We start from the raw sequence: 17,131 nt of genomic DNA, 5'->3' as shown, positions 1-17,131 counted from the left end.
TCAACTCCCCTGCTGCTTCAGGACCTCGGCGAGGCTCGGCGCCTCCCGGTCCCGCTCGGACATCGAGGTGACCGGCAGCGGCCATGGAATGGCGAGCTCCGGGTCGTCGAACGCGATCGTCACGTCCTCGGACGGGTCGTGCGGGCGGTCGATGCGGTACGAGGTGTCGGCGGTCTCGGTCAGCGCCTGGAAGCCGTGCGCGCACCCCGCCGGGATGTAGAGCGTCACCTGCGTGTCGCCGGACAGTTCGAACGTGGCGCGGTTGCGGTACGTCGCCGAGTCCGGCCGCAGGTCCACGACGACGTCGAAGATCTTCCCGTACGAGCAGCGCACCAGTTTGGCCTCGCCGTTGCCGGAGCGCAGGTGCATGCCGCGCAGCACGCCGCGGACCGAGCGGGACACGCTGTCCTGGACGAAGGCGGCCGGGTCGAGGCCCACCGAGCGGAGCACGTCGGCGTCGAAGGTGCGGCAGAAGAAGCCGCGTTCGTCGGCGTGCGGGGTGGGTTCGAGCAGGAACGCCCCGGCGATCTCCGGGACTTCGGTCAGTTTCATCGATTCCCCCGGGGTGTACGGGTCCGGCCGGTGGCCGGGAACAGGGTGTCGGTCAACGCGGTGAACTGGTGGGTGAGGTGCTGTGCGGCGGCCTTGTTCCGCTCCGCGAGGGTCTGGCGCAGCTCCGCCGCGTGCTTCTCCAGTTCCCGGAACTGTTCGAGGAGCCGGTCGGCGTCGACCTCGCGCGCCGGGTGGCAGTACGCCCCGAGGCCCATCCGCTCCATGAGCGCGTCGCTCTTGGCCGCGTAGGTGAGGGCGAGGGTGGGGGTGCCGGACTTCAGGGCGCAGATCAGGTTGTGGTAGCGGGTGGCGACCACGGTGTCGGCGGCCGCGGTCTCCTTCATCAGGTCGTCGAGGGAGGCCGGTTCGGCGGCGGTGACCAGCGGCGAGTCGACCGCGTCGAGGATCGCCCCGACCACGGTCGTGTCGCAGTCGTCGCCGGTGAGCAGCCGGACCCGCCGGCCGTCCTCGACGAGGGTGCGCACGAACCGGGTCGTCCCGTCGAGGTAGCGCCGGTGGATCTCCTCGGCGCGCGCCCGGTCGTCGTTGCCGCCGTGGAAGTCCATGACGCCGACGCAGACCGTGCCCTCGGCCGGCGGCGCCGCGGGCACCGGGAGGGCGAACGCCAGGTCCGGGTAGACCGCGTCGCGCGCGGTGTTCACGCCCATCGCGCGCATCGCGTCGCGGGACTGGGCGTCGCGGTACGAGCGGTAGGCGGCGAGCCGCGCCGACCAGCGGACCAGGACCCGGGTCGGCCGGACCCGGATCTCTCCGGCGCCGACGCCGACCAGCGCGACCTTCGTGCCGAGCAGCCGCCCGCTCGCGCAGAGCAGGAACAGGGAGTACGGGAATCCCCAGGGCCGCAGCGGCAGGGTGGCCTCCAGGACGCCCATGCCGGGCACGATCACCACGTCGTGCCGGCGCACCCAGGCGGCGGTGCGCACGACGTCGACGAGTTTGCCGAGGCCCTTCGTCGCGAGCGCGCCCGCGCGCGACGCGGTGCGGTACTCGCCGCGGTTCCAGTGCAGCCGTGTGGCGGGGATGCCGTAGCGGGCGGTGACGACGTCGGGTCCGCCGCACAGCGCGTCCACGGGGGCGTCCGGGTGCTCGGTACGGAGGTAGCCGAGGACGGCCTCCAGGGATCCGTCGTTGCCGAGGTTGCCGGAGCCGAGCAGGCCGAACACCCCGACGCGCGGCGGGCCGTTCATCGCCGCCGCCCCTCGCGCCCCGCGACGATCTCGTCGATGGAGACGTCGAGCTGTGCGGGGTCGACCGGCGCCCGGTCCTCGACCCGCTCCCCCGCGCCCGGCCGGACGCGGCTGGTCGCCCACGCGGCCAAGTGCCGGTAGCACGCCGCCCGTTCGGCCGAGGACAGCGGTGCCCGCCGGATCGCCGAGACGAATCCCAGGACGTACTCGGCGAGCAGCCGGGGCGTCGGGTGCAGCACACCCGCCCGCCGCGGGTCGAGGTTGACGCAACGGGAGCGCTTGGAGGGGTTGGCCCGCTCGGCGCGGGTGGGGTGGTCGCGGCGGAAGTAGAGCAGCTCCGGCACCTGGTGGAAGGGGCCGTGCAGGCCGATCTCGGCGACGAAGGTGCGGTCGGCGTGGTGGTAGCTGTCGTGCGGCTTCACCTTGCGCAGCACGTCGGCGCGGATCACACCGTAGAAGTCGTCGCCGCCGGGCTCGAACAGCATGCTGCGGAAGCGCTCGGGCGCGCGCGGCGAGTCGGTGTTCAGGGTGTACGCGTAGGGGACCTTGACCTTGCCGTCCTCGTCGATGACGGCCTGGTCGGCGTGGGCGAGGATCACCTCGGGGTGCTCGTCGAGCGCGAGGACGCAGCGGCGCAGCAGGTCGCGGGCGTACAGGTCGTCGTGGGACGCCCACTTGAACAGCTCGCCGCGGCACTGCGTGAACACGTAGTTGTGGTTCGGGGCGGCGCCGATGTTGCGGGGCAGCCGGATGTAGCGGATGCGCGGGTCGCGCCCCGCGTAGTCGCGGCAGATGTCCGCGGTCCCGTCGGTCGAGGCGTTGTCGGTGATGACCAGCTCGAAGTCCTCGTAGGTCTGGCCGAGGAGCGCGTCGAGGGACTCGGCGAGGTACTCCTCGCCGTTGTAGACGGGCAGGCCGATGCTCAGTCGGGGCTGGGCGCTCATGGGGTCCTCGCTTCGGGGGTGGGGTTGTGGTGGTGCTCGCGCAGCGCGTACCTCAGGTGCAGCCACCACACGGCGGAGCCGGTGACGGTCGCGGCGGCGACGCCCCAGGCGGAGCCGACCACGCCGCCGGCGGCCGCGCCGCCGAGTCCGCCGGCGACGTAGCAGGCGGAGGCGAACAGTTGGGAGCGCAGGCTGAGCCGGGCCGCGCCGAGCGCGCGCAGCCCGGCGGCGGCGCCGGTGCCGAGCCCGGCGCCCGCGACGCCGAGGGTGACCGGCACGATGAGCTGCGAGGCGGCGCTCCACACGTCGCCGAGCAGCAGCTCGCCGGCCCGGTCGGGGACCAGGAGCAGGGCCCCGCCCCACAGCAGCGCGGCGACGGCCTGTCCGCCGCCGAGCAGGAGGCAGAACCTGCCGAGGCGGTGCGGGGCCCGCCGCAGCACCCGGGCCGCTTCGGCGACGGTGACCAGCGAGAGTCCCATCAGGACGGCCATGAACGGGCCGAGCAGCAGCTCGGCGCCGCGCACGACGCCGACCGCGCCGACACCGACGATCACGCCGAGCCCGTAGGCGCGCAGCTGGCTGCCGCCGCTGTTGCTGACGTTCTCGACGAGGTAGCGGGTGCCGAGGTCGCGGTGCTCGCGCAGCCAGGTACGCGCTCCGGTGAGGTGGGGCCGGATGCCGGACTGGATGCAGCCGTACGCGGCAGCGACCGCGGCGGATCCGCCCCAGGCGAGCACGAAGGCGGGCACGCCGCCGACGCGGGCCGCCACCACCAGGGCGGGAACCAGGGCGACGCACCACACGATGTCGTTGACGAACGCCTTGCGCCCGGTGCCCGCGGCGAAGAACGCGAACCGCCAGGAGTCCTGCAGCAGCAGCCCCGGCAGGACGATGCCGAGGCAGGCGAAGGCGGGCCCGATGCTGCCGCCGATCGCGAGGCCGAGCACCAGGGACGCCGCGCCGAGGGCGGCGCCGACGCCGAGCGCGGTGCCCGAGCAGCGGGCCACCGCCCGGCGCCAGGACGCCTCCGGCACCGCGCTGAAGCGGACCATGAGCGGGTCAGTGGCCAGGCCCCGGGAGACGTTGAGCACCACGCCGTACGTCACCCAGGCCAGGCTGAACACGCCGAACGCGGTCACGCCCAGGGAACGGGCCACGTAGATGCCCACCGCGAAGTTGGACACGCTGGAGGCCGCCTGGTCGGCGAGGCCCCAGGACAGCCGGCCGGCGAGGGCCCGCCTGGCGGATGTCTTCGTCGTCTCCTCCTCGGTGGTCATCGACGTCATGCCTTGACCAGCCCCGCGGCGCCCAGGGCGTCCGCCGCGTCGGCGACGGTGTCGAACGGCAGCCCGGACCGCTCGGCGATGTCGAGCAGGCTGTGCTCGCCGTCGGACAGGTTGAGCACCCAGAGCATCGCCATCTGGGCCTGCTTGGTGTCACTGCGCCCGCCGAGCGCGTCGTACAGCCCACGCCGCCCCAACTGCGGTTCCCCGTAAGGACTTTGGTTGAGGTAGCGCCGGTTGCGGTCCAGGACGGCGAACGCCTCGCGGCACACGGCGAGGGTGTCCGCCATCGCCTCCGGGGAGACGAAGTCCAGGTCGTCCGCCGAGGTGTGGTACTCGGGGTATCCGGCGTACGGGGTGCGGGTCAGCGAGCCCACGCCGAGGTCGAACCCGGGCGAGCAGTACTGCCGCTCGTCGTATCCGTAGGGCGTGAACTCCTTGACCTGGTGCGGCCGTTCGGACGCCGACAGCACGTGTTGCAGTACGCGGTCGATCTCGGCGTCGCCGCGTCTGCTCCGCTTGTACGTGAGGTCGCCCCGGTCGCCCGCGCACGCCAGCACGAGGCCGTGCTTGACGTGGTCGATCCGCTCCTTGTTGCGGGCGAGCCAGGTGATCGCGCCGACGGTGCCGGGCGCGAAGACGAACCGGTAGGTGTAGTACGGCGTGCGCTCGGCCAGCGCGCGGGCCAGGTACGTGGCCACCGCGATGCCCGCCAGGTTGTCATTGGCGAGCGAGGGGTGGCACACGTGACAGGAGACGATCACCTCGTCGGGCACCTGGCCGGGCACCACGTGCTCGGCGTAGGTGAGGTGGCCGTCCTCCAAAGTGGAGTCCACGCACACCTCGTACTCGCCCTCCGGCAGCGCGTCCAGGGTGTTCTGGGCCAGGCAGAATCCCCAGTCCGGCTTGTAGTAGCTGGTGCGGTACGGCACCAGGTCCGGCTGGTCCGGCAGGGTGTGCAGGTGCGAGCGCAGCTCGGCCAGCGGCATCGTCGCCGACACCGGGACGCTGTAGCCGAGCACGTGCAGGCTGGACGCCGCGAAGTCGACGACCCGCTTCCCGGACGCGTCGGCGATGTACGCGTCGCGGATGTTCCACTCCTGCGGCACCGTCCAGTCGAGGACCTGGGTGCCGGTGGGCACCTCGTGCACGTCGAGCGGGATGTACTCCCCGACGATGGCGAGGGTGGCGCGCACCCCGTCGCCGGTGATGCTCCGACAGAGCGGGTACATCCGCTCCACCAGTTCGTGCATCTGCTCACCTGTCGCGGTCACGGGCGCCACCGCAGGGTGTCGTCGACGGAGCCGGCCTCGGAGGCCGCGCGCAGCACAGCGAGGCGGGTGAAGCGGTTGTCGAAGGCGTCCTTGGTGAGGCCGAACTTCCGGTAGGCGTCGGCGAGTTCGAGCGCGCCGCGCTTGACCGTCCACTCGCAGTCGAAGCCGGGGATCGCGGAGCGGAAGCGGGCGAAGTCCACTCGGTAGGAGCGCGGGTCGGCGCCGGACTCCCCGGTGATCCGCACCTTCGCGCCCTCCACCGCCTCGGCGACCTGCTCGGCGATCTCGGCGACGGTGACGTTGTTGGTCTCGCTGCCGATGTTGAACGCCCGGTCGTGGACAGCCTCGCGGGGCGCGGTCAGCGCGGCCGTGAAGGCGCGGGCGATGTCGGCGGCGTGCACGAGCGGGCGCCAGGGCGTGCCGTCGGAGAGCACCAGCACCTCGCCGGAGAGCAGCGCGTGGCCCACGAGATTGTTCAGGACGATGTCGGCGCGCAGCCGCGGCGAGTAGCCGAAGGCGGTGGCGTTGCGCATGTACACCGGGGTGAAGTCGGCGTCGGCGAGCGCGTGCAGGTCGTCCTCGACGCGCACCTTGGACTCGGCGTAGGGCGTGACGGGGCGCAACGGGGCGTCCTCGCCGACGAGTTCGTCGCCGCCCGCCGCGCCGTACACCGAGCACGTCGAGGCGTACAGGAACCGCTTGACGCCGGCCTCGCGGGCGACGCGAGCGAGGTGCACGGAGGCGTGGTGGTTGATGTCGTACGTGAGCTGCGGCGCAAGCGAGCCGAGCGGGTCGTTGGAGAGCGCGGCGAGGTGGATCACGGCGTCCACGCCCGCCACGTGCTCGGCGGTGACGTCGCGCAGGTCCACCCGGTGACCCTGCGGGTCGTCGGGGGTCGGGCCGAGGACGCAGTCGGCGAACAGGCCGGAGTCGAGGCCGACCACGTCGTGCCCCGCGGCCTTGAGGACCGGGGCCATCACGGTGCCCAGGTAGCCCTGGTGTCCGGTCAGTAGTACGCGCAAGGTTCAATCCCCCAGAGTGGGAGCGCCCGAGGTGCGGGCGCCCAGGTCGAGCGTGAGTTTGGTGACGGCGAACGCCTCTGCGTAGCGCTCGTGGCATTCGATGCCGCGGATCCGGGCGAGGCCGAGGAAGGCCTCGCGGTCGTACCAGGGGCGGTGGCGCTGCGAGGCGTAGTGCTCCTGCAGCAGCCGCACCTTGTCCTCGGCGGTCTCCGGTGCCAGCGGCTGGTACGCGGACATCCGGCCGAGGTCGCCGTCCCACTTGACGATCTCGTAGCCGAGCACGAGGTGGTCGCGGAAGGCGGTCGGCATCAGCTGGGCGAGGCCGCGGTGGTCCTGGTGCGCGTCGTCGGCGCGCGGGGCGAGGACGAGGTCCGGGTCACCCTGCAAACGCAGTTCCTCGACGGCGGACTTGGCCTCCTCCCAGTGCGCGGGCAGCCGTCCGTCGGGCAGCTTGTGCACGGTCAGGCGCAGGTCGGCGCCCGGGCAGAAGGCGGCGAGCGCGGCCCGCTCCTCCTGTTCGCGCTCGGTGCCGCCGCCGGTCAGGACCAGCGCGTCCACGCGAAGGCCCGGCCGGGCCCGGCACAGCGTGAGCAGCGTGCCGCCCGCGCCGATGGCGATGTCGTCGCAGTGCGCGCCCACGGCGACGATCCGGTCGGGGCGACCGGCCGCGAGCCGGATCACGCGCCCACCCCCGCACTGTCCCGCTCCCACACGGCCCACGGGCGGTCACCGCGTGCGTAGCCGGCGTCGAGCGCGGCGCGTTCCTTGACGGTGTCGGTGGGCTTCCAGAAGCCGCGGTGCTGGTGGGCCACGAGGCGTCCCTGCTTGGCCAGTTGGGCGCAGCCGTCGGCGACCAGGTCCCCGTTCTCGGGTATGTGGTCGAAGACCTCCTGGCGGAGCACGAAGTAGCCGCCGTTCTCCCACAGCGGCATGTCGCTGACCGCGGTGATGCCGCCGACCAGGCCGTCCTCGCCGAGGTCCACGCAGTGGAACGAGGACTGCGGCGGCACCACCATCATCGACGCGCCCGCGTCGCGCTGCGCGAACCGGTCGACCATCTCGTCGAGCGGCGCGTCGGTGAGCACGTCGGCGTAGTTGGCGAGGAACATCTCGTCGCCGTCGAGGTGGTGGCGCACCCGGCGCAGGCGCTCGCCGATCGGGGACTCGATGCCGGTCTGCGCGAACGTGATCGTCCAGTCGGCTATGTCATTGGACAACAGTTCAGCGCGGCCGTTGCGGAGTACGAAATCGTTCGACGTCGTCTCCTCGTAGTTGAGGAAGAAGTCCTTGATGTGGTGCGCGCCGTAGCCGAGGCACAGGATGAACTCCTTGTGCCCGTAGTGCGCGTAGTAGCGCATGACGTGCCAGATCAGCGGGCGGGGGCCGACCATCGCCATGGGCTTGGGCACGTCGTCCGCGGCGCCGCTGCGCATCCGCATCCCGTAGCCGCCGCAGAACAGAACGACCTTCATGACGTCACCTCGACAGCGCTGGGTTCGACAACACTCAGTTCCGGGATGGGAAAGACGAGGCGGCCGCCCCACTCGTGCACGAACGCCAGCTGTTCGGTCAGCTCGGTCCGCAGGTTCCACGGCAGGATCAGGACGTAGTCCGGCTTGTCCTCGGCGATCCGCTCGGGCGGCAGGATCGGGATGCGGGTGCCCGGGGTGTACCGGCCGTGCTTGTAGGGGTTGCGGTCGACCGTGTACGCGAGCAGGTCGGGGCGGATGCCGCAGTGGTTGAGCAGGGTGTTGCCCTTGCCGGGCGCGCCGTAGCCGACGACCGTCTTGCCCTGCTCGGCCGCCGTGATCAGGAACGTGAGGAGGTCGCGGCGGACCTTGGCGACCCGGGCGGAGAACTCCGTGTACCCGGACAGCTCCTGGAGTCCTGCCGCCTTCTCCCGCGCCAGCACGTCGGCGACGCGCTGCGAGGGCTCCCCCGCCACCTCGGCGGGCCGAGCCCACAGCCGGATCGAGCCGCCGTGGGTGGGCAGCAGCTCGACGTCCACGAGGGCGAGTCCGCCGCTGGCGAGCGCGCGGATCGCGGAGGCGACCGTGTAGTACTGGAAGTGCTCGTGGTAGATCGTGTCGTACTGGTTCTCCTCGATCAGGGTCAGCAGGTGCTGCACCTCGATGGAGACCCAGCCGTCGTCCGCGACCAGGGCGCGCAGCCCCTGGGTGAAGCCGACCACGTCGGGGATGTGCGCGTACACGTTGTTCGCGGCGACCAGGTTCGCCGGGCCGTGCTCGGCGCGGACGGCGGTTCCGGTCTCGGGCGAGAGGAACGCGGTGAGCGTGGGCACGCCCGCCTCGCGCGCCGCGGCGCCGACGTTGACCGACGGCTCGATGCCCAGGCAGCGGATCCCCCGGTCCACCACGTGCTTCAGCAGATAGCCGTCGTTGCTCGCGACCTCGACCACGAAGGCGTCGGGGCCCAGTTCGGCGCGCTCGACGGCATCGGCGACGTAGGTGCGCGCGTGCTCCACCCAGGACGTCGAGAACGACGAGAAGTACGCGTACTCCTTGAACGTGTCCTCGGGCGTGATCAGCGGCGGGATCTGCGCCAGCCAGCAGTCGGTGCACACCCTCAGGTGCAGCGGGAACGCGGGCTCCGGCGCGTCCAGCTGGTCCGCGGCGAGGAAGCTCTCGCACGGCGGTGTCGCCCCCAGATCGACGACGCTCGCCAGCGTCGCCGAGCCACAGAGTCGGCACTGTGTCATTTATTGCCCCCCATTGATTCCGTCCCCCATGTGGTGCCTTGTTCCGACCGGCCCGCGATCGCGGAGCGGTACTCCTCTTCCAGGCGCGCGAGCCCGACGGCCGGGCTGAAGCCCTGCTCGTAGCGGCGGCGGGCCGCGCGGCCCATGTCCCGGTTGGCGGCCGGATCGGCCGTGATCCGGCGCAGACAGGACGCCAGCGAGGTGCGCTCGCCCGGGCGGTGCAGCAGCCCGGTCTCCCCGTCCTCGACGAGTTCGACGAAGGCGCCGTGCCCGGAGGCGACGGCCGGGACCCCGGCCGCCATCGCCTCCGCGACCACCAGGCCGAACGTCTCCGGGGCCAGCGAGGGCGCCACCACGGCGACCGACCGGGCGACGGCCTTGCGAACCTCGTCCGGATCCAACAGGCCGGCGCAGCGCACGTCGTCCCGACCCTGTGCCCAGGAGCGCACCTCCGACTCCAGCGGGCCCGAGCCGGCGAACACCAGCGGGACTCCCACCCCGCCCTCCGCGGCGATCATGTCCCAGGCGGCCATCAGCACACGGACGCCCTTGGCCTCCGCGAGCCGGCCGAGGAACAGCAGCTGCTCGCCGTCGCCCTCGCGGCCGATCCCCGGGTCGGGCACGAAGTTGTGCTTCACCGTGAGCAGTTCGGCCGGAAGACCCGAGCGCACCAGGACGTCGCGCTGGGCGCCGGAGATGCAGAAGAACCGCTCGACGCCCGACCACCAACGGCGCCGGTTGACCGTCAGGTTGACCGCCATCGGCACCGTCGCGAGCCGGGAGCCCCGGTAGCAGCCGTGCCGTACGGCGGGCAGCGGCAGCCTCCTGCCGACGCACTCGGTGCACAGCCGGCCGTCCCGCTGCAGCGTGCCCGGCGGACACACCTGGTAGTAGTTGTGCAGCGTGGTGACGACGGGCACCCCGGCGTCCGCGCAGGCGGCCAGGACCGAGGGCGACAGCAGCGGGAAGACGTTGTGGACGTGCACCACGTCGGGGCGGTCGGCCAGGAGCCGGGCGGTCAACTCCTTGCGGACCGCCGGGTTCCAGGGCACGAGCAGCGGCACCGCGACCTTGCCGAGCAGCGAGCGGTCGGCGATGTCGTCGCTGCGCCGCTCGAACATCTCGACGCGGTGGCCCGCCGCGCGCAGCAGCGCGACCTCCTCGGCGACGACCCGGTTCTCGCCGCTCGGCTGTCCCGAGGAGTAGTGGTTGTGCACCACGAGAATGTGCATGGTCAGCTCACCTCCCGTTCCCGGGCCCAGCGCGGGATACGGCGTCGGGGCACCGAAGGCGCCGGGAACGGTGCGGCCTCGGCGGGCGTCGCCAGGAGCGAGGCGGCCAGGGCCAGATGCAGCAGATACGGCGAGGCGTCGCCCAGGCCCGCCTCGGTGTACGACGAGAGCACGACGTAGCTGATCAGGAAGATCGCGCAGGCCCGCTGCAGCGACGGCGGCCGCAGCAGGGCGACGCCGCCGAGGACGAGGAGGACGGACGCGACGAGGGCGACCCCGATCAGGCCCTGTTCGTTGTAGACGGCCAGCCAGCTGTTGTCGATCGGCAGGCCGCCGAACGACTTGTCGCCCAGGCCGGTGCCGAGGAACTGCTCGGCGGTGCTCCGGGGCGCCGCGAGCAGCGCGTCCCAGACCTTGGCCCGGCCGGTGAGGCTGGTGAAGTACTCCTTGTTCTGGCCGCGCAGGAACCACGCCTGGACGGCGGAGGCGAAGCCCACCCCGGCCACCGTCACCACCAGCACCGACCATCCGAAGAAGCGGCGGGCGGCGGCGCTGGTCAGCAGCAGGGAGCAGATCGCCAGGGCGAGCCCGGCGAGGAGTCCGACCGTGGCCGTGCGGGTGTGGGTGAGGGCGAGCAGCACGAGGCACGGGACGATGACCACCACCGCGCTCGTCCGGTCGATGCGGCGGCCGACCAGGAGCAGCACGGTAAGACCGATGATCACGGCCGTGTACTGGCCGATCTGCGGCGGGGTGAGCGGCCACAGCGCGCCGACGAGCCGCCCGCCGTACAGCTCGGGCATGGCGGCGCCCGGGGAGATGGCCAGGCCCGCGACCACCGTCACCAGGATCCCGAAGTACATCCGGATGTGGTAGCGGACGAAGGTCAGGCTCCCGTCCCACCAGCAGCTCAGCAGCCACAGGGTGCCGATGAAGAGCGCGAGGCGGGCGCAGCGGAACAGTCCGCCGGGGCCGACCCCCAGGCTGGAGATCAGGCTGGGAACGAGCAGCAGCGTCAGCAGGAAGACGAAGGCGCTGGGCCGGATCCGCAGCCGCGGGTTGAGCGCGAGCGCCAGGGCGAAGGCGACGCCGAGCGAGCCCATGGTGACCAGCTGGATGACGGAGCGCGGCAGCGGGAAGATGGTCTTCGCGCCGGCGGAGCCCATCGTGTTGATGCCGAGCAGCAGCCAGACGATGCCGACGGCCTTCGGCGGGGCGAGCCTGCCGTGTTCCTCCATGTCAGCCACCGGCCTTCCGGTGGAAGGTGCTGCCGGCGTCCTGCTTGTACGGCGCGTCCTGCCAGTCCTCGCGGTCGACGACCTTGCTCATGTCCTCGACGACGAAGGTCCACGGACCGCGGTAGGTGTTGTCGTGCCAGCGATTGTCCTGCTTGCGGGTGATCGCCTCGGCGACCCGCGTGCCCTGGTAGGGCGACCACTTCGGATAGGTGCCGTAGACGGAGAGGATCCCCATGCGGCCGCACTTGTCCGTGCACTTGACGACGGAGGTGTCGAGGACGAAGCGGTTGTCGTGGATGTCGACGCGCTGGGTCTTCCACCGGCAGTCGTCGTAGAGCGGCGCCTTGGCTATCGCGGGGCGCGCGCAGCGCTTGACGTCCTCGACCAGCAGCGTGCACTCGCCGGTCGAGGTGTTGGCCGGGCTGTTGCAGAACCGGTTGGAGTTCTCCCAGAGGGTGATCCCGTTCCAGTTGTTCTCCATCAGGTTCCGGTAGATCTCGAGCTTGTCGGTGCGGGCCTTGACCCGTGGTTCACCGCCCGCCTCGGAGACGTAGATGGTCCCGTACGGGAAGCTGTCGCCGCGCTCGGCCGGTTTGCCGCCGCTGACCCAGTTGTTGCGCCGCATGGTGTTGTCGCGGATGACCGCGTTGTAGCTGGTCTCGTACATCAGGGCGGCGCCGTCGTTGGCCTCGATCAGGTTCTTCTCGATGCGGAAGTCGTTGTTGTTGTTGTCGGCCCAGATCCCGACGCCGCGGTTGTCGTGCACCCAGTTGCCGCGGATGTCGGCGCCGTTGACGGCCCAGAACTTCATGCCGCCGGTGCAGCCGCAGCCGGGCTGCTTCTTCTCCCAGTCGTCGGTGTTGTTGCCGACGACCTCGTTGTCCTCGATCACCAGGCCGCGGGCCGTGTCGCCGTCCTTGTAGCCGTTGACGCCGTACTGGCCGTTGTCGCGCAGGCAGTTGGAGCGGATCTTCTGGCGGGCGCCGGTCATCATCCCGGCGCCCGCGTTGCGCTGGATCGTCGAGTACTCGATGGCCCAGCCGTCGGCCGAACCGTGGTTGACGACGCCCTCGTTCTGCGGCGGGACGAAGCGCTCCACCGTCAGATACCGGATGACGACGTCACGGGCGTGGCCGCCGAAGGCGTACTGGTTGACCTTGCGGCCGTCGAGCACCGCGCCGGGCGCGCCGAGGTAGCGGTTGCCCTTCTTGGGGATGACCTGGGCGTAGCGCGCCGATTCGAGCCGGTGCTTGCCGGGGCGCAGCCAGAACGTGGTGCCAGCGGGGTGACTCTTGGTCTTCTCCGTCAGGTCGTTGACCTTCTTGGGGTCGACGGTGACCGCGCCCTTGGGTGCCTTCTCGGGGCCGACCGAGGGCTTGTCGCAGACGCGGGCCACGGCCGTCCGGGCGCCCTGCCTCGACGGCGAGGCGGACGCCTTGGCTCCGCCGTCCGACGTGCTCGTACAGCCCGTCGCCGCGAGCACGACCAGCGTCAGCGATGCCGCCGGCCACGCCCAGTGCCGCCACTTGATACCCACGTCTCCCCTCCCCCCTAGCCCAGGAACCTGAGCACGGTGGTGAACTCCCCCGCGCCGTCGGCGTGTCCGCTGCCGATCAGCGTCGTGGCGGGTTCCTTGCGTCCGAATCCGGCGGAGTACCAGCCCAGCGGGGGCTCGCTCTCGCCGCGGTGCGCCCGCCAGGACAGCCCCGCGGGCAGGTCGAGCTCGGCGGAGCGGTCCTCGCCGTCGCGCGTCCAGGTCAGCAGGGCCCGCTCGCCCGAAAGGTCCGCGGTGACCTGCGGCCCGAGGTGGAACGCCAGGCGGACGTCGCGGCGCGGCCCGCTCACCGTGTCGGTGATCCTCAACTCCTGCGAAGGTGCGTCGAGTTCGACCCGGCGGCGGTGCGTGGAGGGCCGGTAGCCGTCGTGTTCGGCGCGCCAGCGGTCCGGGCCGAACTCGAGCACGCGGGTGCGCGCGTGCCGGGTCCACAGGAACGGTCCGCCGGACTCGGACTGGTCGGCCCCGTCCAGCTCCAGCGTGTTGTGGCCGAGGGTCGAGCGGAAGTAGCGCCGCCACTCGGGCTGGCCGTGGTAGCAGTACGTTCCCGGATCGGCCAGGATGTCGACCCCGTCGTGGCGCACCTCCGCGGACAGCGCGTCCGCGTGGGCGTGTGCGGCGATGGACAGGAAGCCGTGCGGTCCGCCGTCGCAGCGGCACCAGATCTCGCCCGATGTCCCGGTGCCGCGCAGGATGGTGAGGCCCGCGTCCGCGAAGTGCGCGGCCCGGCCTGCCGGGCGCCGCACCTTGAGCCCCGCGGGCTTGATCAGCGCGGCGAGGAGCGGGGTGCGCACATCCGTGCCGGTCACCTCCGGCCACCAGTCGAGCCGGCCGAACACGGCCTCCCCGGTGGCGAGCAGCGAGCCCCAGCGGTCGGTGCCCGGGCCGTCCAGGACCAGTCCGTGGCCGTCGTCCGCGTCGCCCTGGCGCGGCGGCCGCAGCCGGTTGTCGACGACGGCCGCGAGCGCGTCGGTCATCCGCAGCAGCACGACCCGTACGGTCGCGGGCAGCGCCACCCCGGCCGCGTCCGCCTCGGCGACCGCCGCCAGGCCCAGCTCCAGGACGAGGCCGTGGTACTCGGTGGCCAGCTCGCGGTTGAGCCCGGACAGGAAGGTGTTGCTCCGCAGGTGCCGCTCCAGCGAGGTGAGGGCGTCCGTGCGCCAGCGCTGCGACGACGGGAACCAGTCGAACGCGCAGGACGCCGCGAACTGCCCGGCGGCCTCGGCGATGACATGGTTGTTCGCCGAGGAGCCCCGGCTCGGGAAGGCGGCGAGCCAGCGCTGGTGGTGCCAGATCTGGTTCACGGCCGCCGGGTTGTCCTCGAACAGGTCGTACACGCCCGCCCAGCCGTCGAGCAGCCGGCGGATCCACACCCAGGACAGCAGCCGGATGCCCAGCTCGATGCCGCTGATCCAGTGGACGCCGCGCAGCGGCGGGTTGGCCGCCCACCACGAGCGCAGGTGCTCGGCCACGCGCTCGGCGTAGCGCTCGTCCCCGGTGACCGCGTAGGCCGCGGCGAGCCGGGTGAGGTACTGGTGCCTCGACGGCTCCCAGATCTGCTTGATGTCGCCGACCGTCTCCTCGTCCCGGTACGGCACGCCGAACGCGTAGCCGAACGGCGCGCGGCGGCCGGTCTTCGGGTCGTACCACCAGTCCGGATCGACCAGGTCGTCGCGGACCACGCCGAAGAACTCGGCGTGCCCGTACATCAGCCGGTCGGCCTCCGCGACGAGGCGTTTCACGGCGTCCTGCGGCACCGCGGCGAGCGCCTCGGCGGGCAGCACCGACGTGAATCGGGCGCCGGTGACCCGCGGGGACATGGGCCGCGCGGAGCGCCAGCGGCGCCTGCGCACCGTGTCGCCCACCCGGCCCGCGACCTCCTGCGGCCCCATCCGGGACAGGCGCCGCAGGTACCAGCCCGCACTCATGGTCATCGCGGCCCCGCCAACGTGACGGGCGCGCCGCCGGCCAGGCCGGTCTGCACGGCGAGGGTGGCAGCCGTGGTGGCGACGAGCGACTCCAGCGGTACGGGCATGGGGCCACCGGTCCGCACGGCCTTGATGAAGGAGGCCAGTTCGGCGTTCTGGCCCTTGTCGCGGGCCTTGGGGAGCCGCGAGCTGACCCAGCGCTTGGGCCCGTAGACCGAGGCGCGGACGAAGTCGTCGAGGCGCAGCGCCCTGCCGTCCGCAACCAGGTCGAGGGTCTCCTTCGGGAAGGCCGCGGGTCCTGTGGTGACGTAGGCGATGGTGGCGGTGGACCCGTCCGGGTAGCGGAGGACGACCTGGAGGTCCTCGTTGCCCGGCGTGGCGGTCGCGTGCACGGACACCGGGTCGGCGTCGAGCAGCCAGCTCGCCGTGTCGATGAAGTGGCCGCCCTCGCCGGCGAACCGGGAGCCTTCGGTGCCCTGCTGGAGGTACCAGCTGCCGTGGTCGAGCCGGCCCGCGTTGACCAGGTAGCGCAGGTGCGCCGGGCCGTTGCGGGCGCCGAAGCGCTGCTTGGCCTCGCGCAGCAGCGGGGCGAAGCGGCGGTTGAAGCCGACCTGGAGGCGGTCGTTGCCGGACTCCTCCACCGTCGCGAGGACGCTCGCCAGCTCCTCTTCGCTGAGCGCGAGGGGCTTCTCCACGAACACGGTCTTGCCCGCGAGGAGCGCCTGCCGGGTCAGGTCGGCGTGCGAGCTGTGCCGGGTGACGACGAACACCGCGTCGATGGACTTGTCGCCGAGCACGGCGTCCAGGTCGGTGGTGGCCTGGGCGAAGCCGAACTTGCGCTGCGCGTTGGCCGCGGACAGCGCCGTCGTGGTGACGACGGTCGCCAGCTCGACGCCCTCGCGCCCGGTCAGGTGCGGCAGCAGCATCGACGTCGCGTAGTTGCCGGCGCCGACGAACGCGAGGCGCACCGGCGTCTTCGCGGCCCGTACCTGGCCCGGCCGCACCGGCACCGCAGGCACGGCGACCTCGGGCGCCGGGGCCTCCACGGTCTGCTCCGGGTAGCGGAACAGCGCGGTGACGGCCTTGAGTTCGCCGTCCTTGAGGCGCTGATACGTCTCGACGGCGTCGTCGAAGTCGGCGACATGGGTGATCAGCGGCTCCACGTCGACGCGACCGCGCGCGACGAGGTCAAGGAAGCAGGCGAGGTTGCGGCGCTCGGTCCAGCGGACGTAGCCGATCGGGTAGTCCCGGCCCTCCAGCTCGTACGACGGGTCGTAGCGGCCCGGACCGTAGGAGCGGGAGAAGCGGACGTCCAGCTCCTTCTCGTAGTACGCGTTCCAGGGCAGGTCGAGGCGGCACTTGCCGATGTCGACGACGCGGCCGCGGTCCCGGCACAGCTTGGCGGCCAGCTCGACGGGTCCGTTGCTGGAGCCGCCGGCCGCCAGATACACCTGGTCGACGCCGTGGCCGTCGGTGAGTTCGGCGACGGCCGCGGTGACGGCGGCGGACTCCGGGTCGCCGCAGGCCTCGGCGCCCTGGCGCTCGGCGAGTGCGCAGCGCTCCGGGTCGGGGTCGACGCCGACGACGCGGACGCCCGCGGCGGCGAGGAGCTGCACCACGAGCTGCCCGATCAGGCCGAGGCCGATGACGAGGGCCGACTCGCCGAGCTGCGGCTCGCCCTGGCGCACACCTTGCAGGGCGATCGAGCCGACGGTGCCGAAGGCGGCGTGCCGGGGCGCGAGTCCTTCCGGCAGCGGGGCGTAGAGGTTCTTGGGCACCCAGTTGAGCTCGGCGTGCAGCGCGTGCTCATTGCCCGCGCAGGCCACCAGGTCGCCGACCTTGACGTCGTCGATCCCGGCGCCGACCTGCTCGACGATCCCGCACAGGGAGTAGCCGAGCGGCGTGTAGGAATCGAGCTTGCCCATCACCTTGCGGTAGGTGGCGGGCACCCCGTTGGTGGCCACGGACTGCATGACCTTGGCCACCTGGTCGGGGCGCGAGCGGGCCTTGCCGATCATCGACATGCCGGCCTCGGACACCTTCATCATCTCGGTGCCCGTGGAGATCAGCGAGTAGGCGGTGCGGACCAGCACCCCGCCCGGCTTGCAGCCCGGCACCGGTACATCGAGCACGGCCAACTCGCCGCTCTTGTAGTTCTGAACAACTTGCTTCACGC

The 17,131-nt window shown here is 72.1% G+C and carries 14 protein-coding genes; all 14 read right to left on the bottom strand.

Going from position 1 to position 17,131, the window contains the following annotated elements:
- The 14 genes from rfbC to ACZ7L4_RS04370 are packed head-to-tail and all read right to left on the bottom strand — an operon-like array spanning window position 1 to window position 17,129.
- Entirely contained in the window at window positions 1-552 is a 552-nt protein-coding gene (gene rfbC / locus ACZ7L4_RS04435; RefSeq protein WP_472099578.1) for a dTDP-4-dehydrorhamnose 3,5-epimerase, read from the bottom strand.
- Window positions 549-1,760 carry a polysaccharide pyruvyl transferase family protein gene (locus ACZ7L4_RS04430; protein WP_472099577.1) on the bottom strand — a complete coding sequence of 404 codons (1,212 nt, stop codon included), beginning with the start codon at window positions 1,758-1,760 and terminating at the stop codon, window positions 549-551. Before ACZ7L4_RS04430 ends, rfbC begins: the two co-directional genes overlap by 4 nt.
- Complete coding sequence (locus ACZ7L4_RS04425) at window positions 1,757-2,704, bottom strand: glycosyltransferase family 2 protein (RefSeq protein ID WP_472099575.1); 948 nt, start codon at window positions 2,702-2,704, stop codon at window positions 1,757-1,759. The genes ACZ7L4_RS04430 and ACZ7L4_RS04425 overlap by 4 nt, the downstream gene beginning before the upstream one ends.
- Window positions 2,701-3,990, bottom strand: coding sequence for a hypothetical protein (locus ACZ7L4_RS04420; protein ID WP_472099573.1), 1,290 nt, complete (start codon window positions 3,988-3,990; stop codon window positions 2,701-2,703). The genes ACZ7L4_RS04425 and ACZ7L4_RS04420 overlap by 4 nt, the downstream gene beginning before the upstream one ends.
- A complete protein-coding gene (locus ACZ7L4_RS04415; RefSeq protein ID WP_472099571.1) occupies window positions 3,987-5,270 on the bottom strand; it encodes a DUF4910 domain-containing protein in 1,284 nt (427 codons plus the stop codon). Before ACZ7L4_RS04415 ends, ACZ7L4_RS04420 begins: the two co-directional genes overlap by 4 nt.
- Window positions 5,258-6,283: an NAD-dependent epimerase/dehydratase family protein gene (locus ACZ7L4_RS04410; RefSeq protein WP_472099569.1), complete on the bottom strand. Its 1,026-nt coding sequence runs from the start codon at window positions 6,281-6,283 to the stop codon at window positions 5,258-5,260. Before ACZ7L4_RS04410 ends, ACZ7L4_RS04415 begins: the two co-directional genes overlap by 13 nt.
- A 3-nt stretch (window positions 6,284-6,286) precedes the next feature.
- On the bottom strand, window positions 6,287-6,964 hold the full coding sequence (locus ACZ7L4_RS04405; RefSeq protein WP_472099568.1) for a PIG-L deacetylase family protein: 678 nt from the start codon (window positions 6,962-6,964) through the stop codon (window positions 6,287-6,289).
- Complete coding sequence (locus ACZ7L4_RS04400; protein WP_472099566.1) at window positions 6,961-7,755, bottom strand: glycosyltransferase family protein; 795 nt, start codon at window positions 7,753-7,755, stop codon at window positions 6,961-6,963. The genes ACZ7L4_RS04405 and ACZ7L4_RS04400 overlap by 4 nt, the downstream gene beginning before the upstream one ends.
- Window positions 7,752-9,002: a class I SAM-dependent methyltransferase gene (locus ACZ7L4_RS04395; protein WP_472099564.1), complete on the bottom strand. Its 1,251-nt coding sequence runs from the start codon at window positions 9,000-9,002 to the stop codon at window positions 7,752-7,754. Before ACZ7L4_RS04395 ends, ACZ7L4_RS04400 begins: the two co-directional genes overlap by 4 nt.
- Window positions 8,999-10,234 (bottom strand): glycosyltransferase family 4 protein, encoded by a 1,236-nt coding sequence (locus ACZ7L4_RS04390; RefSeq protein WP_472099562.1) that lies wholly within the window; start codon window positions 10,232-10,234, stop codon window positions 8,999-9,001. The genes ACZ7L4_RS04395 and ACZ7L4_RS04390 overlap by 4 nt, the downstream gene beginning before the upstream one ends.
- Before the next feature lie 2 nt (window positions 10,235-10,236).
- Window positions 10,237-11,472 carry an O-antigen ligase domain-containing protein gene (locus ACZ7L4_RS04385; RefSeq protein ID WP_472100390.1) on the bottom strand — a complete coding sequence of 412 codons (1,236 nt, stop codon included), beginning with the start codon at window positions 11,470-11,472 and terminating at the stop codon, window positions 10,237-10,239.
- Window position 11,473: 1 nt separating this feature from the next.
- Window positions 11,474-13,009 carry a right-handed parallel beta-helix repeat-containing protein gene (locus ACZ7L4_RS04380; protein WP_472099560.1) on the bottom strand — a complete coding sequence of 512 codons (1,536 nt, stop codon included), beginning with the start codon at window positions 13,007-13,009 and terminating at the stop codon, window positions 11,474-11,476.
- A 14-nt stretch (window positions 13,010-13,023) separates the two neighbouring features.
- Window positions 13,024-14,961: a heparinase II/III family protein gene (locus ACZ7L4_RS04375; protein WP_472099559.1), complete on the bottom strand. Its 1,938-nt coding sequence runs from the start codon at window positions 14,959-14,961 to the stop codon at window positions 13,024-13,026.
- On the bottom strand, window positions 14,958-17,129 hold the full coding sequence (locus ACZ7L4_RS04370) for a bi-domain-containing oxidoreductase (RefSeq protein ID WP_472099558.1): 2,172 nt from the start codon (window positions 17,127-17,129) through the stop codon (window positions 14,958-14,960). Before ACZ7L4_RS04370 ends, ACZ7L4_RS04375 begins: the two co-directional genes overlap by 4 nt.
- Window positions 17,130-17,131: the final 2 nt, after the last annotated feature.

This window comes from Streptomyces sp. NPDC107575 (assembly GCF_055657265.1).
Note: the sequence above shows the minus strand (reverse complement) of the source record. Positions and strands in the feature narration are given on the sequence as shown.